Raw genomic sequence first — 23,244 nt, 5'->3', positions numbered from 1 at the left:
AAGGATCTGGCCTGCAGGCCAAGTGGAATCCGAATAGATGGCTGCACTACACCAAAGACAGATTTCGCTTGCACAATGAGGGGTGTCCATAGATGGTTATACAAGGAGTTGGGTGTGAATGTTCTTGATGCAATGTCTGTTGCAATACCAGTTGGACCGGCGACGCCAAGGATAGCACTAGTGCTACCGTCGCTCGAGGTTGTACACGTGAGGCTTTTAAAATCGATAGAGATCTCTAGTGGCGCAGATATGTCCAGAGCGTCTTCGATAATGTCTGCCGCTGCCTGCAACACGATTGCGCGTTGTTGGCCTATCGTTTCACCAGAGTTACCTCCAACGGGTTCAACGGGTGTCAGATCATTGAGTCCTTCATTAGCCTCATCGGAATTAACGAAAACTATCTCGGCTTGAGCTCCGCAGGCTACCAAAAACAATAGATTAATTATTTTCTTCATAAGGTACTACCAAGGTTCCTTCTGGGGTGATTTGTCGTTCAACCATTCGGCGGGTGCCATCTTCGTCGATCACCATCATCATGACGGTTGAGTACTGCTTTTTCGTATGGACGGTTGCCTTCCCGTCACCGTGCACCGTAATAGGGAGTTCGCTTGCCGGTATACGCTGGCTTTCGATGTACTCTTCGAGCTCAGCGGGAAGTTCGCCGTCATGATCGTGGTCATGATCACTGTGTGCGTTGGATGAGGCTGAATCTGGAGCAGCAGTGGTACTGTTGGCTTCATCAACTGTTCTGTCTTCAGTTGTTACAGCATCCGATGGGTTATTCAGATCTTCGGTGAGTCTTGGCTGGGTAAACCAGACGGCAGAAAGAACGGCAATGATGATCGCAGCGGCCAGTATGAGCTGTCGCATGGGGTCCCTCCATCGTTTTTTTATAATAGTTGTGTCGCATTATATCCGAATAATTAATGGAATACTTTACGATGGTTCACGATTCCGGTCGACGTTTTGTAAATCTGGTTGCCTCAGCCGACAGAGGGTCTTCTGGCCATGGATGCTTTGGATAGCGGCCGCGCATGTCTTTGCGCACATCGGCGTAAGTATGACGCCAGAAGTGCGGCAGATCCTGGGTGACTTGTACGGGCCGCTGTGCCGGTGACAACAGATGAATCATCAGTGGTAGTTGGCCATTGAGTATGGAGGGCTGGCCTTCGAAACCGAACATTTCCTGTAGTTTGACGGCCAGTACCGGCGGGTTCTGGCGGTAATCGATACGGATATTCGAGCCGCTCGGCACTGTGATATGAGTTGGCACCAAGGAGGCCAGTCCCTGTTGCTGATCCCATTCGAGCTGAGAAAGCAGGGCGTCGCACAGATTCAGTTTCTTCAGGTCGCGCTGGTGGCGGGCGCTGGTTAAGAAGGGCATCAGCCAGTCATCGAGCGCAGTCAGCAAGGCCTCGTCAGAGACATCCGGCCAGCGCTCTGGCTGGAATTCATGAGCAAGTCGCAGCCGGCTTAACAGGTTCGTCGCAGAGTCATCCCAGTTCAGCACTTTCAGACCCTTGGTCAGAATCAGATCGCGCCAGGCCTGTTGCCAGTCATCGGTGCTCATCGTAACGAGTTTCTTCGCCGATAGAATCAGTTTCCCCAGCCGCTGGTGTTCCTGCGCCTGAAGCTGGCCGTTATCAAGCCAGCGCACGTCGATATGGCGGCTGAGCATGTGCGGGTGGAGTTCGGTCAGTTGCGACAGCGCCTGTTCAGAAAGCGTCGCCGCGGTACGGATACGGTTCGGTTGTCCGGCGGTAATATCAGCGCATGCGAGCCAGGTCTGGCCCAGTAAGGCGCTGTTGTCCGGGAGTGTGGCACCAGCACCTGAGGCCAGCAGGTATTGAGTATCCGCTCCGCGTTTCTGACCGATACGATCCGGAAAAGCACAGCCGAGCAGAAAGCCGGTATCGGCGGGGGAGGTGTCTTTTTGAATATTGAGCTTCTGCATCAGGCGCTGGGCCATGGGCGCAACGCGGCTTTTCCAGTGAGAAGACCCGCGAGCCTGTTGCAGTACGCGCTCAATATCATCGCCCTGACGTAGCAAGGCCGGTTCCTGCAATAGTGCCGCCAGCTCAGAGGCACTTTTACCGAAGCCAGCAGCCTTGCCACGGATCAGCATATTTGCGAGACGGGGCTCCAGGCCAGTGGTCAGGCAGCGCTGCCCGTGATCGGTGAGCTGCTGATCTTGAAGAATGCCGAGCATCGAAAGAAGATCCTGTGCCTGACTGAGGTGGCCTTTCGGTGGCGGCGTCAGCCAGTCCAGTTCATCGGCAGATGCTCCCCATTGCACTATATCCAGCAGTAGTGGCGCGAGATCTGCATCGTTAACTTCGGGGCGGATATGCGCCGGACGCTGTTGCATACTGGTTTCGGTAAACAGGCGATAGCAGACGCCGGGAGCCTGTCTTCCGGCACGGCCAGCACGCTGTACCGCGCTGGCCACAGAAATATGCTGCGTGACCAGCTCCTGCATACCGAGTGCTGCGCGAAAGCGAATGCGTTTTTCCAGTCCGCAATCAATCACAACGCGCACGCCGTCAATAGTGACGGAGCTTTCGGCGATATTGGTCGCCAGAATGACTTTGCGCTGGCCATTATCATCGGGGTTGAGTGCGAGCTTCTGCTCTTTGTCATTGAGCTGGCCGTGCAGTGGGGTAATCCGAATGTCACGGGTAGATTCAATTAACGAATCCTGTACCCGGGTTATCTCGCCTGCACCGGGCAGAAACACGAGAATATCGCCCTCCGTATCGCGCATGGCTTCACCGATGACTCGACAAACGTGAGGCACCAAACGCTCATTGGCGTCGCGGGCAGGGCGGTAGTGCGTTTCGACAGCGAAGCTGCGGCCATCGGATTCGATGACAGGAGCGTTCAGCAGCTTTGCCAGCTCGAGAGCATCCAGCGTGGCCGACATCACCAGCAGTTTTAACTCGGGATTAAACACCTGTTGCGCCTGAAGGCACAGTGCCAGCCCCTGATCGGACGCCAGATTCCGTTCGTGGAATTCATCAAAAATTATCAGGCCGACATTCGTCAGTTCCGGGTCGTCCAAGAGCATGCGGTTAAGAATGCCTTCGGTAACCACTTCAATGCGGGTTTGTGCAGAGACTCTGTTCTCCAGCCGCATGCGGTAGCCGACGGTCTCACCGACTCGTTCATTTAATTGGCGAGCCATATAAGTTGCAGCGTTACGCGCAGCTACACGGCGAGGTTCCAGCATGAGGATTTTTTTCCCAGCAAGCCATGCTTCCTTTAGAAGAGCCAGGGGAACACGAGTCGTTTTACCGGCGCCGGGCTGAGCGATCAGCATTGCATTATCATGGCTCTCTAAGGCTGCTCTCAGATCGTCAAGAACGGCGTCAATCGGTAAAACTGTGGACATTGCACTCTTTTGCTACTGGAACTGACAGTGCGTGATGATAGCATGAAGGTGAATGATCGATATTGGCTCAGTGGAGGCAAGGTTGGCAGACTCGAAAGTGGTAGATTTCGCAAAAGCGGGTGAGAAACACCGTGCAGAGCGCTCACACAAAGACAAAGAAGAAAAGGTCGAAGAGATGCGCAAGCGTTTTGAAGGGGCTCTGCCTACTAAGAAAACGCCCGTGAAAGATTTTTTACGCAAGAAGAAAGCAAAAAAGAAGCGGTGATTTTTTAGAAATCCGAATTTCCTTCAGACGCAAAAAAGCCGGCAATCGCCGGCTTTTTCAGTTCAGTTTCTAGTGTCGTATGCGATTAAGCACCACTTAGATGTGCTGCTTACGCACCAACCAGAGACTGACCACATACACGTACTACGTTACCGCTTACGCCGTTAGACGCTGGGTTACCGAAGAACGCGATGGTTTCCGCTACGTCTACTGGCTTACCGCCCTGAGACAGAGAATTCAGGCGACGGCCAACTTCACGAGTCATGAATGGAATAGCGTCAGTCATCTGAGTTTCGATGAAGCCTGGTGCTACTGCGTTGATGGTGATGCCTTTCTTGGCCAGTTCAGGAGCCATGTACTGAACGTAACCGATAACACCTGCTTTAGACGCTGCGTAGTTGGTCTGACCAACCTGACCAGCGATACCATTCATAGAAGATACGCAGATGATGCTTGCGCCTTTGTTGATGGTTTTGTTTGCGATCAGCGCATCGTTGATGTGCTCTTCAGCCAGCAGGTTGATGTCGATGGTCATGTTCCACCAGTGCTCAGGCATGTTAGCCAGCATCTTGTCGCGGGTTACACCAGCGTTGTGAACAATCACGTCACCGCCGCCCAGTTCTTTCAGCTTGTCTGAAATCTGCTGAGGAGCTTCTTTAGAAGAGATATCAGCCAGCAGTACTTCACCGCCGATTTCAGCCATAACGCGGCTCAGATCTGCTTCTGCTGGTGGAATGTCCAGACCAACAACTTTAGCGCCGTCGCGAGCCAGAGTACGGGCAATTGCTTCACCGATACCACGTGCTGCACCAGTCACCAGAGCAACTTTGCCAGCCAGAGGCTTGTGCCAGTCTGGGTAGGTGTTAGCGTCAGCTTTAGATACAGTCAGAACCTGACCGTCCATGTATGCAGACTTAGCAGAGATAACGAAACGGAACGCAGAGTCCATGTTCGCTTCTGCGCCTTCTTCAACGTATACAGAAGTAGCGTTTGCAGACTTCTTACCGATTTCTTTAGCAACAGAACGGGTGAAGCCTTCCAGAGCACGCATTGCAGCAGCCTGTTCACCAGTTTTTGCTTTCATGTGTGGGCGACCCAGAACGATCACACGACCGTTGCTGTTCAGCTGACGCATAACTGGGTTAAAGAAGTAGTACAGCTGGTTCAGGTCAGCGCCGCTTTCAAAGCCAGAAGCGTCGAATACCAGAGCGTCGAACTTTTCAGCCATGCCTTTCTTGGTTTCAACACCAATAGCACGAACGCCTGCTTTGTCGGCAGCGGCCAGGATGTCAGCAGCAGTCTGTGCAGCCGCTGGGAAGTAAACAGTCGCTTTCGCTTCTTTCAGGTTGCGCATCAGATCGTTCAGCAGAGCACCGCCCTTGCTTGTACCAATCAGAACCTTACCTTCGAAGTAAGTTTCCTGATTTGGGTTGTAGCGCTTCAGTTCGATTGGGGTAGGCAGGCCAACGTTTTTCAGCAGGCTGCGGCCCAGGTTGTTGTTCAACATTGTTTCGTAAAAGTTGCTCATGGTCCGTTCCGTTCGTTTCTTACATGCGTTTGGGTTACGGGAGTTGATACTTGGATCACATCGGCACGATGTACAGCGCCGGAAGGTAACAGATTAGACCAACATTAATAACCCCTGAAATTGACCTCAGGCATACGGTCTTATGTCACTTCAGCCAATGCTGCCAGTTGCTGGTTCGATAGACTTGCGCAGCACTGGGCAGAATATTGTGATATTTTGCGTTCTGCCGTTATATAGGCAAGTTTTATACAAGCTCCCGTTTTTACACCGACAGGATTGAGACATGACACAGACTGTTCGTCGCGTCGCTATTATTGGCGGCAACCGTATTCCTTTCGCACGTTCTAATACTGCGTACTCTTATGCTTCTAACCAGGACATGCTGACTGCAGCACTGAATGGTCTGGTAAACCGCTACAGCCTGCAGGGCGAGCGTATCGGTGAAGTGATCGCTGGCGCTGTAATCAAGCACAGCCGTGACTTCAACCTCACTCGTGAGTGTGTACTGAGCACTGCTCTGGACGCACAAACGCCAGCAACTGACATCCAGCAAGCGTGTGGTACTGGTCTGCAGGCACTGATGATGGCGGCTAACAAGATTGCTCTGGGTCACATCGACTCAGCAATCGCTGGTGGTTCTGACACCACTTCTGATGCACCGATCGGCGTAAGCGAAGGCCTGCGTAAGATCCTGCTGGAAGCGAACCGCAAGAAGACAACTAAGGACAAACTGAAGCAGCTGGCTAAGATTCGTCCTAAGCACCTGGCGCCACTGATTCCTCGTAACGGTGAGCCACGTACTGGTCTGTCTATGGGTGATCACACTGAGATCACTGTAAAAGAGTGGGGCATCACCCGCGAAGAGCAGGACGAAATCGCATTCAACAGCCACAAGAACCTGCTGGCTGCTTACGATCGTGGTTTCTTCGATGATCTGGTTACTCCTTTCCAGGGTCTGGAAAAAGACAACCTGGCTCGCGAACCAGACATGGACAAGCTGGCGAAACTGAAGCCTGCATTCGATAAGAAGTCTGGTAAAGGTACTCTGACTGCTGCTAACTCATCAGCGCTGACTGACGGTGCATCTTGTGTACTGCTGGCGTCTGAAGAGTGGGCGAAAGAGCACAACCTCCCAGTACGCGCTTACCTTTCTTTCTACGAAACTGCTGCTGTCGACTTCTTCGGCAAAGACGGCAACAAAGAGAAAGAAGGCCTGCTGATGGCACCTGCATATGCAGTACCTCGCATGCTGGACCGCGCTGGGCTGACTCTGCAGGACTTCGACTTCTATGAAATCCACGAAGCATTCGCTGGTGTCGTACTGTCTACCCTGAAAGCATGGGAAGACGAGAAGTTCTGTAAAGAGCGTCTCGGCCTTGATAAGCCACTGGGCACCATCGACCGCAGCAAGCTGAACGTAAACGGTTCTTCTATCGCAACAGGTCACCCATTCGCAGCGACCGGCGGTCGTATCGTTTCGTCTCTGGCGAAAATGATCGACGAGAAAGGTTCGGGCCGTGGTCTGATTTCTATCTGTGCGGCAGGTGGACAAGGCGTTGTAGCTATCGTTGAGAAGTAAGCTTCGAAGCTAGTGCCAAAGAAGCCCCGCATTGCGGGGCTTTTTCGTTTCTGGAGTACAGAGGGACTGGCGTTCATATTTTTGTATTTGTAGGAGGGAATCATATTCCCGACAGTGGCGTTAGCTCCTATCTGATGGAGTAACCGCCCACTGCAGGCACCAGCTCAGGACACGCTGTAAATCCGTCCCTGGAAGCTCGGGTACCGCATCCCTGCGGTACACGGTCCCGAGTTGGTGTCTGCTGTGATTTGGGCAGAGAAATATCGCGCATAGCCAGGCAAGCTGGCTGAAGCGCTCCTACGGTGCTCTGATCATTCACTAACATCACGTGTATCCTTGACCTGTAGGAGCGATTCAGCCGGAGGCTATTCGCGATTCATCAATTCGATCAATCTACCGCTTGAAACGTCCAGACAAGAACTCGCGTCTGCTTCTTACCCTGTGTCATTTCAATGACCTTAACGTCTGTTGCGCCTGCTTTATTCGCAAGTTTCGACAGTGGCTTCACGCTCTCCGCTTTTGATACCAGGCTAGTAAACCAGCGTATTTGCGACGCAAACTGCTTACTTTCTTTAATCATTTTTTTAAGAAAAAGCGCTTCGCCGCCGTTGCACCAGAGTTCATTTTCCATACCGCCAAAGTTGAGAAGAGGTTTGTTATTCGGTTCTGCTTTACCTTTGTTGAGGTTGGCGACTTTCCTTTGACTGCCGTGCAGAGCGTCTTCTGCAGACGCATGAAAAGGCGGGTTGCACACCGATACGTCGAATTGCTCTTGCGGCAGAACGACACCTTCAAACATCTTGTGCTTGTCGTGCTGTAATCGAAGACTGATGCGGGACTCCAAAGCCGCGTTGCTTTTCAGAACCTCCGCGACGTTATCCAGAGAAGCCTCACTGATGTCGGTTGCAACACATTCCCAGTCATAGACGCTGCTCGCCAAAAGTGGGTAGATCCCGTTGGCACCGGTGCCAATATCCAGCATACGCACATTCTTATCGGGCTCTATCGAATCCAGCAAATCGGCGATGTAGTGAATGTAGTCAACCCGGCCCGGAACAGGAGGGCAGAGAGCACCGTCAGGTATATTCCAGTCGTTAATCCTGTAATGATGCTTCAACAGAGCGGCGTTCAGCGCTTTTACAGCTGACGGGTTGGCGAAGTCTATCGTCTGCTGAGAAGAAGGTGTTCTCGTTATATAGTTAGCCAGATTCGGGGATGCCTCAATCAACTGATAAAAATCGTATTCCTGATTGTGAATGTTTCTGAGGTGCAGTTTTTTCATACGGGCAGTTATCTGAGGCATACTGGGTAACACCTGCGAGAGTATACAGGTAGTCAGACCTTCTGAACTAACACGGGAAAAGCATGACTGTAAGTAACGGATTGGCGGCGTGGCACAAGCAAGGAAAAACGACCGAATTCAGGGGGCATCGCATCTTTTATCAGGATTCCGGTGTCGGTGGGGAGGTGATTCTCCTGATCCATGGCTTTCCAACCGCTGGGTGGGATTGGCATTACGTATGGCAAGCGTTGAAGAACGATTATCGCCTCATTAGCATAGATATGCTGGGTTTTGGCTTTTCCGATAAGCCTGCGGACTTCCAATTTTCTATTCATGCCCAAGCAGATCTGATTGAGTCTGTCCTGACCGAGCTGGGGATTCAGGAAGCGCATATTCTGGCCCATGATTATGGTGATACCGTAGCGCAGGAATTAGCAGCACGACACCTCGATCCAGAGTCTGAGCGTCTCCAGATACTAACTATGACGTTGCTGAATGGCGGTCTTTTCCCTGAGCAGCATAGAGCGCGTATGATTCAGAAGTTGCTGGTCAGCCCTGTTGGTCCTTTATTATCGAAATTCGCCTCTCGTCGAACGTTTGAGAAGAACCTGAATGCGGTGTTCGGTGAACATACAAAACTAACTTCGCCCGAAGCGAACGATCTTTGGCATTTGTTCTCACGAAATGATGGGCATAGAAAATCTCATATCATGCTTCATTATATTGCCGATCGAAGGAAACACAGAGAGCGTTGGGTTGGAGCGCTTCAGAAGCTGGATGTACCTCTATTATTAATCGACGGCACTGCCGATCCCGTATCAGGTGGATACATGGCAGATCATTATGAATCTTTGATACCTCAGCCGAACGTAGTCCGCCTGAGTGGAATAGGCCATTATCCGCAGTTAGAAGCGCCACAAGCTGTGCTGGAGCACTTTATTTCTTTTATCGGTTCGAATAAAAACATATGAACACGCCGCTTAAATGGTTCGCTCTGATTAGTCTTTATATGGTGCAGGGCCTTCCCCACGGCTTCTTCGGCCAGGCAATGCCCGTTCTGTTGCGTGAGCAGGGCGTCGATTTGAGGTCCATCGGCCTGATGTCTCTGGTGGCATTGCCCTGGGCTCTGAAATTCATTTGGGCGCCAGTGCTGGACCGGGTCTCCATCGTTCCCGGAGAGTATCGTCGCAGCTGGATTCTGGCAATGAATCACACCGCTGTGCTGGTTCTGATTGGTTTATCGTTTGTTCCGCTGCCATGGCTGACGAGCGATGGCGTGTTAGCGATGGCTCTTGTTCTGATGGCCGTGAATTTATTAACGTCCACGCAGGATATCGCCACTGATGCGGTCGCTGTAGAGAATCTTAAACCTGAAGAGCGTGGTCTCGGTAATGGCATTCAGGTAGGTGGCTATCGTGTCGGCATGGTTCTGGCCGGTGGCGTTCTGCTGTCTTTCTTTAATTACCTTGGCTGGCAGTTTTCTTTGCTGTCCGTCGCAGCGCTGATGTTTCTTGGTAGTTTACCTTTGTACTTCTGGAAGCCACGTCGGCATACCAAAGCAGAGCAGGGCGTCTGGAAGCAGTGGTCTGGTTTCTTTCGTCTCGACAGCCCCTGGTTATGGTTGGCGTTGATTGCGCTTTATAAGTTTGGAGATGCGTTCGGAACTCAGATGATCAGGCCTTATTTGTCTGACCTGGGCGTCACACTTGAGCAGATGGGAGCTTTACTCGGCATTGGTGGTTTTCTTGCGGGCCTGTCTGGTGCTTTGTTCGGAGGCTGGCTGACCGGCCGGATGCCCCGGGCCTATGCATTAGTCTTGTTCCTTCTCTTTGAGACTGTCGCAATGCTTGGTTACTCCCTGATTTCTGCAGGGGATATGTTTACGATCTGGCTGGCCGTGATTGCCGAACACGTGGCGGGTGGTATGGCCACCGCAGCTCTGTTTACGGTCATGATGGATCGCTGCCGCGAGCACTCAGAGGGCGCGGATTATGCCTTTCAGAGCTGCGTAGTCATAATCACCGGAATGGTCGCGGGTGCTTTGTCGGGGTATAGTGCCACCCATATTGGTTACGCGGGTCATTTCACCGTTGCGGCGGCACTGTGTGCAGCAGTGATTTCTATCGTGGTGATGGCTCAGCGTCGCGGTCTCTTTTTGACTCTCAGATTTTCACATTAACAGGATCACTATGACTGATATCGCCAGAACATTAGACGCCCGCGGGCTTTTCTGCCCAGAGCCGGTAATGATGCTTCATAAAGAAATTAATGAAATGGCGATCGGCGAAGTCATACAGATACTGGCAACAGACCCTTCAACCGTGCGCGATTTTACGCGCTTCTGTGCGTTTCTCAGTCATGAAATGTTGGTTAACGAAGAAGTGGATGGGGAGTATCGCTTTCTGATCGTGAAGGGCGCCGAAGAGGAAGAGTAGCTCTCGTCGCTACAAATAAAAACGGGCCTTTGAAAGGCCCGTTTTTATTCAGGACGCAGCTGCACCTCAATACGATGAACAACTACTTTCTCCGCTTTATATAATTGCCTTCAGTGCAGCAATAAACCGCTCAGTCAGCACAGTATCTGCGCCTGCTGTAAGCCATTGCTTAATGAGCGCATTACGTTCTTCTTCTTTGCTAAGATTTCTTCCCATGCCCTCGGCCAGGCGCTGAACCTGAAGCTCCATGCGCGCCGGCTTATCTTGGACCGGTGATTCAACATCAGCCAGTATTTCCATCGTGATGCAGAGTTTTCTGGCATCCGCCGTACTGCTTTCCTGAGTGAACCAGGCAGCTTCAATGCCCGAAGGCAGAGCAGCGTCAGACTCAGGTGTCTCATTGGTTGAAATTAACCCCAGCAGAGTATCCCAGCGACCACGTTCTTCTGCGGCTTTCGCTGCGCTGCGTGCAGAGTTAATACGCTCTTCAATGTCGCTGAGCGATTTAACCAGGCGTCCGTGTGCTCCTTTTGGAAGCTCAATCTCTGCAAGCTTTTCACGTGCTTCGGTTACTGCCGCAATGCCGTGATTTTCTGCGTTCGCTTTTGCTTCTTCAACGATGGCTTCCGCATTGGCTACCGTTTCGTTAATTTCAGCTTTACGGGCATCGCGTGCGTCATTCAACTGAGCAAAAACAGAATCTGCGTGCTTACGCAGCTGGCTCCATAGTTTCTGGTCCGGACCGCGAGGCGTCACGCCGACCGACTTCCAGTCCTGTTGGATTTTCTTCACTGTTTCTGCTGCTGCGCTCATATCGTCACTGTTCGCAGCCGCTTCTGCAGCGCTGACCAGAGCACGCTTCTGATCTAAATTACGATCGTATTCGGCTTTCAGGTGCGCATAGATCGCGTCGCAGACGTCGTTAAATGCTTTCTGGGTTTTCTGGTGAGACGCACGATCAACTGGCGAATAAGAGCGGAAGGTATCACGGGCGGCATTCAACGTATTCTGCACCGTTTTCCAGTCTGCGCTATCCCAGTCCATGTTGGCTTCGTAATGGCGTAGCTCTTCGGTAAGCTGATTACGCAGTGATACCAGTTTCTCACGCTGCTGAGCCTGTTCTGCAAAATAAGCTTTGCACGGCTCAAAGGCCTTATCAGAGGCTTCCTGGAAACGCTGCCACAGGTCCCGGTCATTCGAGTGACCAAGAGATTTCCACTCGGTCTGAAGCTCTTTAATACGCTCGGCCAGTAAGTCCGGCGCAATATCGGCGTCGATTAAGGCTTCCATCTGCTCGCACAGGGCTTCCTTCTTCGGTGTTACAGCAAAGCCCTGCCAGTCGCGCAGTTCGTTCAGCTGATTGGTCAGCAGACGAAGGCGTCCCTGCATCTGATTCTGTGTCTTTTGCGTCAGCTTGTCGTTCAAACGATGAATCTGCTTGAGCGCGTTGGCAGCGTCTGCAACAACTTTTGCTTCCAGCGCGCTTTCGAGCGTTTCAATAAGCGCCTCTGCTTTAGCGCGGGCTTCGCTGTCATCCTGTTTTGCCGGTGCTGGCTTTGCCGCTTTCGGCTTTTCACCGGCCGCTTTTCTCAGAGCTGTCAGCCATTCTGGAGCGCTGGCACTGTGCGGCCAGGCAAGGTGTGGAAGGTGTTCGCGGGCCTGCTCCGGAGACAGTTCGCCCTTAACGTCTTCATGCTCTGCAAGGTATTGCAGGGCTGACGCTGCGGTTGTGATTTCGGCAACGGCATTATCGTACTGCTTTTGCTGGCTTGCGGATGCCGAGTGCTTAGCTGTGGCTTCTGCCCAGGCGCCTTCTTCGCTGAGGAGAGTTTCTTTCAGGCTTTCAGCGGTGGAATCATCACTGATGCTTTCCAGTGCATCCTGCAGGTGAGCGAGGATGCGCTGTTGCTGTTCAGTCGCTTGCTGCAGTTCAGCTTCGAGTGCTGCGGCTTTTTGCTCTTCTTCTTTCTGCGCAGTCAGAATCGCTTCAAGTTTTTCCAGCAAGGCGGGAATATCCGCCGTGTCAAAGCCTTCGATGGCGTTCTGAAGGTTCTGCCAGCGTTGTTTCAGAATCTGCACTTTACCTGTGAACTCCGGGCCATAGCCCAGGCGCAGCAGGGTCTCTGCATTACTGCGGATGTAATCGATCTTGTCCTGAATTTTCTGGCGGGCTTCCTGTTCTGCGTTGAGTGCCGCAAGGGCATCTTTGCAGTGACGGTAAACCGCCTTGTCTTTGCCCTGAGCATGTTTCTGCAGTTCGTGCAGTGCATCTGCTGAAGTAATCGTTTCTGCTGCTGCCAGACGTACGCGTGCCAGAGAATGCTCTTTGGCCAGCGCCAGGCGAGCCGGTTCGTCACCGATTGCAGCAACCGCAGATTTCGCCAGCGCGGCATCCTGAGTCAGTGATGCAATGCGGGTCAGTACCTGATCATTCGCACCACTGGGTAGCATTCCTGACGGGGCAAGACGCTCAAGCCAGACAGACTCAATCTGCTGGCGGGTCTCCTTATCTGCCTCACGGATCAGAGCTTCCAGCTCGTTCTCTTCGGTTACTTCTTTAATCAGTGTCAGACGGCGGTCGCTGTCTTTCTCGCTGAGAATTAACTGACGCCCAGTTTTCGCGGCCGGCGCTTTCTTGGTGTCGGTCGCGTTGCGGGTTTTGTCCCTGTTGAATAACTTTTTGAATAGAGCCATGAAGTTCGCTTACAACAAATGTTCTCGAAAAGGACGATCATTCTAACGTCATAGCAGCAGAGGGGAAGCGCAGAATTGAGTCAGTAGCAGATTGATGCAGAAGGCGAGACGACCCCTTAAAGCTGTGGTAGAGTGTCGAGAATTGTGGCAAAAATAAAACGACAACAATAATAAGATCCGGGGATCACGATGAAACTCATCAAGCTGCTGCTGGTAGCCAGTATGGTCGCAACTACCGTTGTTACTACGGGCTGTGCCTACTTTGGCCTGGGGTCGAGGCCTCTCTCTGAACTGACCGAAAAATACACCGACGAAAGCTCGAAGTTTACCGCCGTTGATGGTCTGGTGATGCATTACACCGATCAGGGCTTTGGCGATGAAGCTGTGTTAATGCTGCATGGTGAGCACTCTTCTCTGCATGTGTGGGATGCCTGGGTAGAGCGCATGGCCACCGACTTCCGCGTGATTCGTCTGGATCTTCCCGGACACGGCCTGACCGGGCCTGACCCGAAAACAGAAACATACGACGTCGAGTACATGATGGGCAAAGTCGAAGCCTTCATGGACAAGCTCGGCCTCGACAGCGTTAAGCTGGTCGGCGCCTCTTATGGCGGTTTCATTACCTGGAACTTCGCCAAAGAATACCCAGAGCGCGTTGAGAGCATGGTGCTCGTTGATTCCACAGGCTTTGATCAGGAAGTCCATCCGGTATTGGGTTACAACACCATTCCTGTCCTCGCTGGCCTGAATTCATGGACTCTGCCGCGCTACCGCGTGCGCGACCGTGTTGAGTCCATGTACGCAGACGAAGAAAAAGTCAGCGACGAAGTGGTTCGTCGTAATCAGGACATGATGCTGCGCAAAGGCAACCGTACGGCCTTTATTGATGTTGCCCGCACCATGGAGAAACAACTTGAAGAAGGCGAGAACGAAAGTGATCGCATCAAGTACATCCAGACGCCATCACTGGTTATGTGGGGCGAGGATGATGAATGGACGCCAGAGCGCGTCATGAAGCAGTTCAAAACGCATCTGCCGAACATGACCTTTGTTTCTTACGAAGTCGTCGGCCACCTGCCGATGGAAGAGTTGCCTCGTCAGTCGGCGCGTGACGCTCACCATTACCTGTTGTACGGCGAGCTGCCACAACTTCCGGGCAATGAAGAACAGGGCTGGGTCGTACCGGGTAATCCGCGTAAAGGCTGGTAAGCAACCCGCTGAGTTGATGTTAAACAGAACCCCCGCAGGCTGTCCTTCGGGGGTTTTGTTTTATGCGTGCCATATAACCGGTAAACTAGCGTTTTGATCTGCACACAGGAGCATTGAGTGAACACCATCGTCTGGTACGACTACGAAACCTTCGGCGCTAACCCAGCCTGGGATCGTCCGGCGCAGTTTGCCGCTATCCGCACCGACGAAGACCTCAATGAAATCGAAGAGCCTGTCGAAATCTTCTGTCGCCAGACAGATGATTATCTACCGCACCCCGATGCGGTTCTGATTACAGGAATTACGCCGCAGGATTGCCAGAGCAGGGGTGTTCCAGAGCGTGAGTTCATCGCTCGCATCAATGACATGTTCAGTCAGCCTGGTACCTGTGTTGCCGGCTACAACAGCATTCGCTTTGACGATGAGTTCACCCGTTACACGCTCTATCGCAATTTCTTTGACCCTTATGCGCGTGAGTGGCAGGGCGGTAACTCTCGCTGGGACCTGCTCGATGTTGTCCGTTGTGCCTATGCACTGCGCCCGGAAGGCATTGAATGGCCAAAGAACGACCTTGGCAAAACCAGCTTTAAGCTTGAGCACCTGACTGCAGCCAATGGCCTCGACCACGGTAAGGCTCACGACGCGGTTTCCGACGTGCGTGCGACCATTGCTCTGGCACGCCTGATCAAAGACAAACAACCTAAATTATACCGTTATCTATATCAGCATCGGAGTAAGCAGGCGCTGGGTGGCCTGATTGATGTCGGCGCTCATAAGCCACTGATGCATGTATCAGGAATGTACCCGGTAGAGCAGGGCTGTATGGCCGTTGTTGCACCTCTGTGTTGGCACCCGACAAACAAAAACAGTTTTATTGCGTGGGATCTGTCTGCCGATCCGACCGCACTCTATGACCTGAGTGCTGAGCAGATTTCAGAGCGCGTCTTTACCCGAGCGGCGGACATGCCAGAAGGAATGACCCGCCTGCCTCTGAAAGAAATTCATATCAACAAATCTCCCGTTATTGCGCCTGCAAATACGCTGACACCGGATCAGGCAGAGCGTTGGAACATCAGCGGCGATGATCTGCGTCGCCATCTGAAAATACTGCGTGAAGCAGGGCCTCTGAATGCCAAAATGGCTGAGGTCTTTGGCAATCGCCAGTTTGCTGAAATCGCCGACGTGGATGCTCGCTTATACGATGGTTTCTTCTCGAATGCTGACAAACAGGCAATGGATGAAATACAGCGAATGCAGGGTTGGGATCTGGCGGATTATCCGAACCCATTTCAGGATGAGCGCGGGGAAGAAATGCTGTTCCGCTACCGGGCTCGCAATTTCTCTGACACCCTCAACGAAGACGAGCGCGAGCGCTGGGAACAGCATCGTACACAGCGCCTTATGCAGGGCGTTCCTGGTTCGCCACTGCTTACCTTCGAGCAGTTCGCGCCAATCCTTGAGCAGGCAGCACAGCGCGTAGCGGATAACCCACAGAAGCTGCAGTGGATATACGAGCTGCAGATGTACGCTGAATCAATCTTTCCGGTTACCGATTACTGATCAACCCAACGAGAATGGGCGTTTAGTGATCTGGAGTTTCAAGTGGATTCATGTGATGCGCTTAACATCACGATAGAAGTTCTCGTGAGACCCGAGCGCAATCAGCTCCAGAAGCAAAGCGCCGTCTTCGTAGCTGTAACCTAACAGCATGAGTTGCTTAGTCATTTTGAATTTATAAACGCGTAGAAAGGCGAGATCGCCTTTTTTCTGCTCGCCGAGAAAGGGGTCATTCATGACCTCTCTTACCGCGCCATCAAGGTCGGCTTTTTGATTAGGTTTAAGTTTCTTAACTGCTTTTTTAAAACTGGGTGTCTGTACAACTCTGGTGACTTTTCCTGTCGTTTTAGCCAAAGTCATAGTCCTCTAATTTTCCAGCTTCTTTCTCTGCTCTAGCGATGATCGCCTGTTTTACGAACTCATAGGGTAAGTCCGGATTATCTTCCATGATCTCGCCAATTTTGGCCCAGTGTTCAATTTGCTTGGGAGGGGTTCGGTTCAAGGCTTTTGCCATAATGGTGGCTTTCTCTACAAGCTCTTGATCCAGTCGGATGCTGGTAGTCGCCATAATGGTGTACTCTCATATTCAACACAACTCAAATGTAGCAATTTACCACAGGTGTGGCAATTGGCATCGAACGCATAATAGAACGAATCTGGCTGTCTCTCTGTCTGTGATCCGCGGTCACTTATCCGCCAGGTGCGGAGCCAGTACTTCTTCCAGCGTATAGCCAGTAAGGCGACGGATCGTGCGCCACAGGTAATAGAAAATCAGTAGCATCATGGCCATGGATGGAATCGCGATCATGGGATAGCTGACCAATGTCATACGGCCCAGCTCTTCGTTAAAGGCCTGAGTACCCGAAGGGCTGACGACAATCCACTTTGCCAGCACATAGTTCATGATGGATGAAAACAGGAAGGTACCGGCAAAGAAGTACGTTGCTTTCATCAGGCGGCTTTCAAATTCTTCTGTCGCTTTATTCTTTTCCAGAGCGCTCTGAATCTTATCGACGTCCAGCACATTCGGGTTATAAAGCATGGTGCGCACCAGTGGATAGCGGGTGCGGGTCGAAATAAGCACCGCCAGACCGATAATGGCAGGAATCGCAGCTTCTTTGATCGCCAGATAGCCAGCATCAAGTTCCAGCAGACCAATGCCACCGGTCAGGCCGACACTGATCATCCCCAGCAGGGCGATAAAATTCTTCTTACGGTACTTCACCAGCTCAAACAGGCCCCAACCCAGAGGGAAGGCGAGACCCAGCAGAAGCGCATTCACACTGCCGAGATGTTCGTCACCACTGAACTTCATCAGAATGATGGACGGAATCACAATACTGACCATCAGATCGACAAACGGACGCGGCTGATGATCTGGGGTGTTCGTGCTAGGGGCAGTCATGAATAACAAACCTTAAAAGAAACAAATAAAACGCAGCCGAGAGTATACGACGAGAGATTCCCGACCGACACCTTTAAGCTATCTGACGCTACAGACCTTTTACCTTCGCGGCCCTTTATCTTCGCGGACCGACAGACCAGGACAGAATCTGGCTCAGCTCAGTGAGGCTGTAACCGGTTTCGTCGCGCCACCGTAACATGGCATCCATAAAGGCTTTCCAGCTCGCTTTTGATGTGGGTACACCATCAATCACGCCTTTGCTCGTGAGCGCCAGTATCATATCGTCGCTGAAGATCGGTGAATCCACCCCCATACGACGGAGAAATATCTGGCCGGTTCGCCCGCCAACCCGGTTGCCGCGCTTGCGGAACACCTTAAGGTTTGCGGCGTAATCTTCTGGCTTCCAGGATGCAAACCAAGCCGCGGCACTGCCGTGCTCACGTTGCAGGTCGGTGAAGAACAGGGCGTTTTCGTACACCGAATTGATCTTCGCCATATGACGGATGATGGTGTCATCCTGCATAAACTGCTCGTATTGCTCCTGTGGCCACATGACCAGCACGTCTGTACGAAAGTTGCAGAACACCTCTTCAAATCTTGGCCACTTATTAGCCACGACTTTCCAGTTAAAGCCAGACTGAAACACACACTGCGAGAGACAAGATAACCAGCGGTCATCTGGTATCGAAGCCAGTTCCTTCTCTGCCAGCGGCTTCATTGCATGGTGTAGTTTTGATTCAAAATCGGGGTGTTGTGCTGAAGCTTGTTCCACATAGTGACTGAAAGAGAGCATGGCTGATCAGATTCCGTTTGAGGCTGTTCAAGTAAGCGGCTTACATAAGCGGTTAGGCCTGCCCTAAGGCTACCGCAATTGGCGCCTATGGTCTCAACTTCGTGGAACAAGACAGTGTTTCACTGGTCGGACGTATAACGACAGCAAAAGAGAACGATCATGAACGAACATATATCATTCGATGAAACGCCATTTTCTGCCGACACTGCAGCCCTTGATGCTGCTCTCGATACACATGATTCATACGATGCTGAAAAGCCCAGAGTAAGCCCGCTCCGGCGGGGTATCGCACTCTCTATCGCGGGTGGCATCGTAATGCAGCTCGCCGCCTGCGGCACCATCCTTTACCCAGAGCGTAAAGGCCAGGTTGATGGCCAGCTCGACGTCGGAGTCGTGGCACTGGATGCCATCGGCCTGCTGTTCTTCCTGATTCCAGGTGTTATAGCCTTTGCCGTCGACTTCAGTAACGGCACCATCTACCTGCCGGGCGGAGGCGTCGCAGACGCATCACCTGAAGAAATCAAAATCGAAGGTGAGCTGACCGACGCCAAAATTGAACAGGCGATCAAAGAGCATTCAGGCCTGAATGTCAGTATGAAAGACGACAAAATGGTGAAACGTAAAGCCACAACGTCAAGCAGTCTGAACTATCAGGTGCGATACCTCTGACAGGTAGCTTCTCTTAACTTCTGAACCATCACTACACAGCCCGCCATTGGCGTATCAAAGCACCAATGCTGGGCTGTTTTGATATGGTATGGGCGAGATGTGATTCTGTTAACGACCTGTTTCGATACTTGATGAATATATCTTGGGGCGGGGAGTCTTGCTCTTCATCCTATGGGGTGCGGAGCACTTTGATTTGCTTTGAGCGGCGGGGTAGACTCCGACTTAGTAGTTACATTCAAATAGGACGGAACCTCTCAGTGGCTATATCTGACTTTATAAAAAATAAGCTAGAGCTAATATCAAAGGACAATCAAAAGGTATTCACTGACCTTTCTGGGCCAATCCACGACATGGCAAAGGATGGTGTAGCTTTAAAGAAAGTTAAGGTACCTGCTGATGGTAATTGGTTTACTGTCTCGTTTGACGCAATAGAACTTCAGAAAGACAGGCTCGTGGTATCAGCCCAAAGAGCCAGGAATGGAGTCACAGCAGCAGAATACGATCCGACGGAGAAGCAGTATATCGTTGAATTCAACGGTACACGTGCCGCCTACCTCCGGGGCTACTATAAGGCCAGACACCCAATTGGAGGGTGGCCTTTTATCTGGTGGGACATTCGATCCTACGCTAATCATCCTCAGAACCCTGATACCCGCGTATATGTAAAAGATTTCTTTGCTCACAATGAAATACGAAAGTTGATTACCAGCATGCAGAAACTCTACGGTACCAGTAATATCGTGAACTCATATATTAATGACAACCTCGCTCGTTTCCGTGCAGGAGTAAACGCGGGTAGAACACCCGAAGAAATCGAACTGGCATGGTCAAAAGGGCTTATGGAAAGCCTTGGTTACAAACACGTCGAAGCATTTGATACGGGTATGCCCAAAGGGAGTTGGAACGGAGTATCGGTACACTGGTGTAAAAGCCCTGGTGATATGAGAGGTTAGTATGACTAAAGACCATGATTTGACCTTAATCAATACTACGCCTCCGTCGAATCTTCCTGCGACATCCCTGGAAGATTTCCGGAAATGGGTTCTTTCTGACGGGTTAACGCCCTCTGCGGCTTTGCGAAAATTGATGGATGTATACGATTGCCCGAAGCCTGATTCATCACTGCCAATCCGGTTGGTTGAACTGGCATACCCAGACGTCGATATATCTAAGTGCCATTTCACGTTTAGAATTACTGATTCAGGGTACCCGAATAGTAATCCATCGGAGTTCAGCGATAGTGACTTTGATGCGCTTGTTGAAGAACTACGGAATGCCGAACTGGGTTGGTAAGCGATTGTGCTAGAGCGGATTCCACTTCTTTATAATAAAATTTTTTAAGATCAATAGTATAGAAGGTTCTGTACCGTGATAATGCTCCAAGCATAAAGATGAGGCTTACGTGCAAACGAGCACGCACGCTTTCATACCGAAAAAAGTCGTCGCCTCAGGCACTTTTCATCACAGTGGCGGAAGGTTACTCTCGAAACATCAAAGGGACACTGGTGTGCAGATGGGCACGCTCACGAAGAAACTGTTAATTTTTCAAGGACAAATATGGAATCAAATTTGAAATCTCCACATGGAAGGATTGTAGGTATCCTCCTTGATAATGGAGAAATTGCTGCATTTGATTTTGTTGAGCAAGAGGGTGGCAGTATTTACAAATTGAAGGGTGAGTTTGAATCATCACCAAAAGCCGATGTAAGTGGTAATTTAATTTTGGTTGATGTTACAGGCACAAAATGGACGGCGGGTGATGTTGAACTGTATACCTTTACTGGCATGAGTGGCGCTCGGCCCTATGAAAATTAACAAGCGGCCGTTGAGGCCACTGAAAAGCGTGGCGGGACGCGCAAAAAGCGCGCGCCCCAAGGCCGAGCGTTAGATGCCCAAGTATCCCCAAACAAAGGAGTGTTGAATGGAAATTGAAATTAGTCATTGCAATAACATTGATAATGGTGTGATAAAGATTGAGGAAGGTGTACTGAATATAAAGTACGCAATCAATGGCACTGGTAAGAGTACGATATCGAAATCAATTCAAAAGTCAGTTTCATCGAAGTTAAATGGCACCAATGACCTTACAGAACTCAAACCATTTAAGGCATTCAATGATGACTCAATTATACCAACTGTAACTGGGTGCGAGGCAGTCAATAGCATCAAGGTGTTTGATGAATCTTATATAAATGAATTCGCTTTTCAACCGGACGAATTACTTAAAGGAAGTTTTGATATCCTCATCAGAGATGAGCAATATGATTCGGTTATGGCTGAGATTGAGGAGCTTGTGTCTGAAATAAAGAGCCAATTTCAAGAAGATTATGAAATTGAGGAATTGATAGCTGATTTCGATGAGTTGAGTAGTAGCTTTGGCAAACCTACTAAGAAAGGCGTACATGGATCAAGTGCAATAGCTAAAGCTCTCAAGGGAGGCAATAAAGTAGTTAATATTCCGGAGGGCCTCGAAATATACCAGGATTTCATCCAAGGGCAGGACAATGTAAAGTGGGTCAAGTGGCAGCTCGACGGCGGGCAGTTTATCGAGGAAACTGACAATTGTCCCTACTGTGTTAGTGATGTAAAGGATGTAAAAGAAACAATAAGGCGTGTTGGGGAGGTCTATGACCCGAAATCAATTCAGAACCTGAATAAACTCGTACAAATATTTCAACGTCTTGATAAATACTTTTCAGATCAAACAAAAGAAATCATAAGTGATTTCGTTTCGAGTGTTGACGGATACACGGAAGAACAGACCGGATATCTTCTTGAGGTAAAAGGTCAAATCGACCGGCTTAACAACATGTTTAAGCATCTTAAGAATATTGGATTCTTTACTTTCAAAGATGTCGATAAAGTGATCGATGAATTGCGAGGATACAAAATCGATCAAAATCTATATGCACATCTTCAATCAGATGAAACACTATCTAAAATAGAAAAAGTAAATGACTCCATAGAACTGCTGATTGAAAAAGCTGGACAGCTACAGGGGCGAATTGCCATTCAGAAGCGCCATATTGAGGAGGTAGTACAAGAAAACAAGAAAGCTATTAACTCGTTCCTTCGTAATGCTGGCTACAGATACACTGTCGATCTTATTGAGGATGAATCTGGCAAGCATAAGCTAAAACTAATTCATGTAGACCTTGAGTCTGAGGAAGTGGCAGGTGTCAGAAATGTGCTCAGCTATGGCGAAAGAAATGCCTTTGCGTTAGTGCTATTTATGTTCGATGCAATCAAAAACGTTCCTGATTTGATCGTTCTAGATGACCCTATTTCTTCATTCGACAAAAATAAAAAATACGCCATTGTAGAGATGCTTTTCAGAAAGGAGAAATCCTTCCGGGGGAAAACAGTCTTATTGCTTAGTCACGATTTTGAGCCAATCGTTGACATGCTTTATCACCATACGGATAGGTTTGAAAAGCCCGTCGCTTCTTTTCTACAAAACGACGGTGGACAACTAACAGAGATTGGTATTGAGAAAGACGATATCATGACATTTGTTGATGTTAACTCTTCAAACATTACAGGTCATGCGAACTTGGTAGCTAAGCTTGTTTACATTCGTAGAACATATGAAATTCTTAATTCGAAGGGGATGGCGTACCAGCTTGTATCAAACGCCCTTCATAGAAGATCGGTACCCGTAATATTTGAGGGCGGATCATCGCGTGAAATGACTACAGAAGAAATACAAGACGCTTTATCTGAAATTCAGCAACATATACCAGAATTTGACTACCAAAGCTTTATGCAATTGATACATGATAATTCTGCAATGCTCGATCTTTATAATTCGTGCGGCAATAATTACGAAAAGTTGCATATATATAGGATTATATCAGAAGGAAATGCTGGTGCAGGTCATGCTGATATAGTCCTGAAGTTTATTAACCAAGCTTTTCATATTGAGAATGACTACATTTATCAGTTAAACCCAGCAAAATATCAAACGGTTCCGAAGTATGTTATCGAAGAATGTGATCAATACATTGCGACGCTGGAAGAAAGCATCTAACAAGCGCATGTTGTCGGACTGTGATCTTGCCCCGATAAAACGGACACCAAAGTCAAACTGACGAGGTGTCCAATGCCAAAATATAATCAGCCAAGAAAGACCTGGCAGTATTCGAACGAGTTTAAAGTTAAAGCAGTCCAGCTAAGTCTGATAGAAGGAATTCAGGTTCAGGAAGTAGCCAATACTCTCGACATTCATCCATTTATGCTGTCACGATGGCGAAAAGAATACCGTGAAGGCAAGATCGTGGCAGATAAACGTAAGAAGCTAACCGAGGCGACTAGAAAGCAAGAAAAGGAAATTTCGAAGGTTAAGAAGCTGGAAGCAGAGAACAAGAAGCTGAAACAGGAGCTTGATCTGCTAAAAAAGTGGCAACGGTTTCTTGCGGAGGAACATCAGCAAGATAT

Annotated in this window: 22 protein-coding genes and 1 pseudogene; 13 read left to right on the top strand and 10 right to left on the bottom strand. The window is 50.1% G+C overall.

Annotation, left to right across the window (positions count from 1 at the left end; genetic code table 11):
* From BW941_RS17895 to hrpB, 3 genes are all read right to left on the bottom strand, one after another.
* On the bottom strand, window positions 1-455 hold a 455-nt coding region (locus BW941_RS17895; RefSeq protein ID WP_217693621.1), incomplete at its 3' end, for a hypothetical protein.
* Window positions 439-870, bottom strand: a complete 432-nt coding sequence (locus BW941_RS17330) for a hypothetical protein (RefSeq protein ID WP_076518216.1) — start codon at window positions 868-870, stop codon at window positions 439-441. The genes BW941_RS17330 and BW941_RS17895, both read right to left, overlap by 17 nt.
* 76 nt (window positions 871-946) lie before the next feature.
* Window positions 947-3,391: an ATP-dependent helicase HrpB gene (hrpB, locus tag BW941_RS17325; protein ID WP_076518214.1), complete on the bottom strand. Its 2,445-nt coding sequence runs from the start codon at window positions 3,389-3,391 to the stop codon at window positions 947-949.
* Between the two features lie 82 nt (window positions 3,392-3,473).
* Between hrpB and BW941_RS17320 the strand changes: the two genes are divergently transcribed.
* Window positions 3,474-3,656 (top strand): tRNA (uracil-5-)-methyltransferase, encoded by a 183-nt coding sequence (locus tag BW941_RS17320; protein ID WP_076518218.1) that lies wholly within the window; start codon window positions 3,474-3,476, stop codon window positions 3,654-3,656.
* A 109-nt stretch (window positions 3,657-3,765) separates the two neighbouring features.
* Here BW941_RS17320 and BW941_RS17315 read toward each other — a convergent pair whose 3' ends face one another.
* Complete coding sequence (locus BW941_RS17315; protein WP_076518212.1) at window positions 3,766-5,184, bottom strand: 3-oxoacyl-ACP reductase; 1,419 nt, start codon at window positions 5,182-5,184, stop codon at window positions 3,766-3,768.
* 283 nt (window positions 5,185-5,467) lie between these two features.
* On the opposite strand from BW941_RS17315, the gene BW941_RS17310 reads away from it, so the two are divergent.
* Window positions 5,468-6,763: an acetyl-CoA C-acetyltransferase gene (locus BW941_RS17310; RefSeq protein WP_076518210.1), complete on the top strand. Its 1,296-nt coding sequence runs from the start codon at window positions 5,468-5,470 to the stop codon at window positions 6,761-6,763.
* A gap of 388 nt (window positions 6,764-7,151) precedes the next feature.
* Here the strand turns inward: BW941_RS17310 and rlmF are convergent, their stop codons facing one another.
* The gene (gene rlmF / locus BW941_RS17305) at window positions 7,152-8,066 is read right to left on the bottom strand and encodes a 23S rRNA (adenine(1618)-N(6))-methyltransferase RlmF (RefSeq protein WP_076518208.1); all 915 of its coding nucleotides are present in this window, start codon (window positions 8,064-8,066) and stop codon (window positions 7,152-7,154) included.
* Window positions 8,067-8,128: 62 nt separating this feature from the next.
* On the opposite strand from rlmF, the gene BW941_RS17300 reads away from it, so the two are divergent.
* From BW941_RS17300 to tusA, 3 genes are read left to right on the top strand one after another with little or no spacing between them, the layout of a single operon-like run.
* Window positions 8,129-9,016: an alpha/beta fold hydrolase gene (locus BW941_RS17300; RefSeq protein WP_076518206.1), complete on the top strand. Its 888-nt coding sequence runs from the start codon at window positions 8,129-8,131 to the stop codon at window positions 9,014-9,016.
* Window positions 9,013-10,224 carry an MFS transporter gene (locus BW941_RS17295; RefSeq protein ID WP_076518204.1) on the top strand — a complete coding sequence of 404 codons (1,212 nt, stop codon included), beginning with the start codon at window positions 9,013-9,015 and terminating at the stop codon, window positions 10,222-10,224. The genes BW941_RS17300 and BW941_RS17295 overlap by 4 nt, the downstream gene beginning before the upstream one ends.
* Before the next feature lie 10 nt (window positions 10,225-10,234).
* A complete protein-coding gene (tusA, locus tag BW941_RS17290; RefSeq protein WP_076518202.1) occupies window positions 10,235-10,480 on the top strand; it encodes a sulfurtransferase TusA in 246 nt (81 codons plus the stop codon).
* 96 nt (window positions 10,481-10,576) lie between these two features.
* On the opposite strand, the gene BW941_RS17285 is transcribed toward tusA, so the two are convergent.
* Window positions 10,577-13,174, bottom strand: a complete 2,598-nt coding sequence (locus BW941_RS17285) for a DUF349 domain-containing protein (protein WP_076518200.1) — start codon at window positions 13,172-13,174, stop codon at window positions 10,577-10,579.
* A 189-nt stretch (window positions 13,175-13,363) separates the two neighbouring features.
* On the opposite strand from BW941_RS17285, the gene BW941_RS17280 reads away from it, so the two are divergent.
* Together BW941_RS17280 and sbcB are read left to right on the top strand one after the other, a co-directional pair.
* Window positions 13,364-14,383: an alpha/beta fold hydrolase gene (locus BW941_RS17280; RefSeq protein ID WP_076518198.1), complete on the top strand. Its 1,020-nt coding sequence runs from the start codon at window positions 13,364-13,366 to the stop codon at window positions 14,381-14,383.
* 117 nt (window positions 14,384-14,500) lie between these two features.
* Window positions 14,501-15,943 (top strand): exodeoxyribonuclease I, encoded by a 1,443-nt coding sequence (gene sbcB / locus BW941_RS17275; RefSeq protein ID WP_076518196.1) that lies wholly within the window; start codon window positions 14,501-14,503, stop codon window positions 15,941-15,943.
* A 48-nt stretch (window positions 15,944-15,991) separates the two neighbouring features.
* Here sbcB and BW941_RS17270 read toward each other — a convergent pair whose 3' ends face one another.
* The 4 genes from BW941_RS17270 to BW941_RS17255 all read right to left on the bottom strand — a co-directional run bounded on the left by BW941_RS17270 (window position 15,992) and on the right by BW941_RS17255 (window position 18,138).
* Window positions 15,992-16,300 carry a type II toxin-antitoxin system RelE/ParE family toxin gene (locus tag BW941_RS17270; RefSeq protein WP_076518194.1) on the bottom strand — a complete coding sequence of 103 codons (309 nt, stop codon included), beginning with the start codon at window positions 16,298-16,300 and terminating at the stop codon, window positions 15,992-15,994.
* On the bottom strand, window positions 16,287-16,508 hold the full coding sequence (locus BW941_RS17265; RefSeq protein WP_068442001.1) for a TA system antitoxin ParD family protein: 222 nt from the start codon (window positions 16,506-16,508) through the stop codon (window positions 16,287-16,289). The genes BW941_RS17270 and BW941_RS17265 overlap by 14 nt, the downstream gene beginning before the upstream one ends.
* Before the next feature lie 117 nt (window positions 16,509-16,625).
* A complete protein-coding gene (locus BW941_RS17260; protein WP_068442004.1) occupies window positions 16,626-17,345 on the bottom strand; it encodes a VC0807 family protein in 720 nt (239 codons plus the stop codon).
* Window positions 17,346-17,460: 115 nt separating this feature from the next.
* A complete protein-coding gene (locus tag BW941_RS17255) occupies window positions 17,461-18,138 on the bottom strand; it encodes a DNA-3-methyladenine glycosylase I (protein WP_076518192.1) in 678 nt (225 codons plus the stop codon).
* 159 nt (window positions 18,139-18,297) lie between these two features.
* Between BW941_RS17255 and BW941_RS17250 the strand changes: the two genes are divergently transcribed.
* The 6 genes and pseudogenes from BW941_RS17250 to BW941_RS17780 all read left to right on the top strand — a co-directional run.
* Window positions 18,298-18,807, top strand: a complete 510-nt coding sequence (locus BW941_RS17250) for a hypothetical protein (protein WP_084189127.1) — start codon at window positions 18,298-18,300, stop codon at window positions 18,805-18,807.
* 257 nt (window positions 18,808-19,064) lie between these two features.
* Complete coding sequence (locus BW941_RS17245; RefSeq protein ID WP_076518190.1) at window positions 19,065-19,760, top strand: hypothetical protein; 696 nt, start codon at window positions 19,065-19,067, stop codon at window positions 19,758-19,760.
* 1 nt (window position 19,761) lies between these two features.
* The gene (locus BW941_RS17240) at window positions 19,762-20,100 is read left to right on the top strand and encodes a hypothetical protein (protein WP_076518188.1); all 339 of its coding nucleotides are present in this window, start codon (window positions 19,762-19,764) and stop codon (window positions 20,098-20,100) included.
* 264 nt (window positions 20,101-20,364) lie between these two features.
* Window positions 20,365-20,622, top strand: a complete 258-nt coding sequence (locus tag BW941_RS17235) for a hypothetical protein (RefSeq protein WP_068438885.1) — start codon at window positions 20,365-20,367, stop codon at window positions 20,620-20,622.
* A 106-nt stretch (window positions 20,623-20,728) separates the two neighbouring features.
* Window positions 20,729-22,837: a hypothetical protein gene (locus BW941_RS17230; protein ID WP_068439559.1), complete on the top strand. Its 2,109-nt coding sequence runs from the start codon at window positions 20,729-20,731 to the stop codon at window positions 22,835-22,837.
* A gap of 72 nt (window positions 22,838-22,909) precedes the next feature.
* Window positions 22,910-23,244, top strand: a pseudogene (locus tag BW941_RS17780) (transposase); the annotation flags it as partial.

It is taken from the genome of Thalassolituus maritimus (assembly GCF_900156675.1).
GTDB lineage: Bacteria > Pseudomonadota > Gammaproteobacteria > Pseudomonadales > Oceanobacteraceae > Thalassolituus > Thalassolituus maritimus.
The sequence above is the reverse complement of the archived record's forward strand: the minus strand, read 5'-3'. Positions and strand labels throughout refer to the sequence as shown.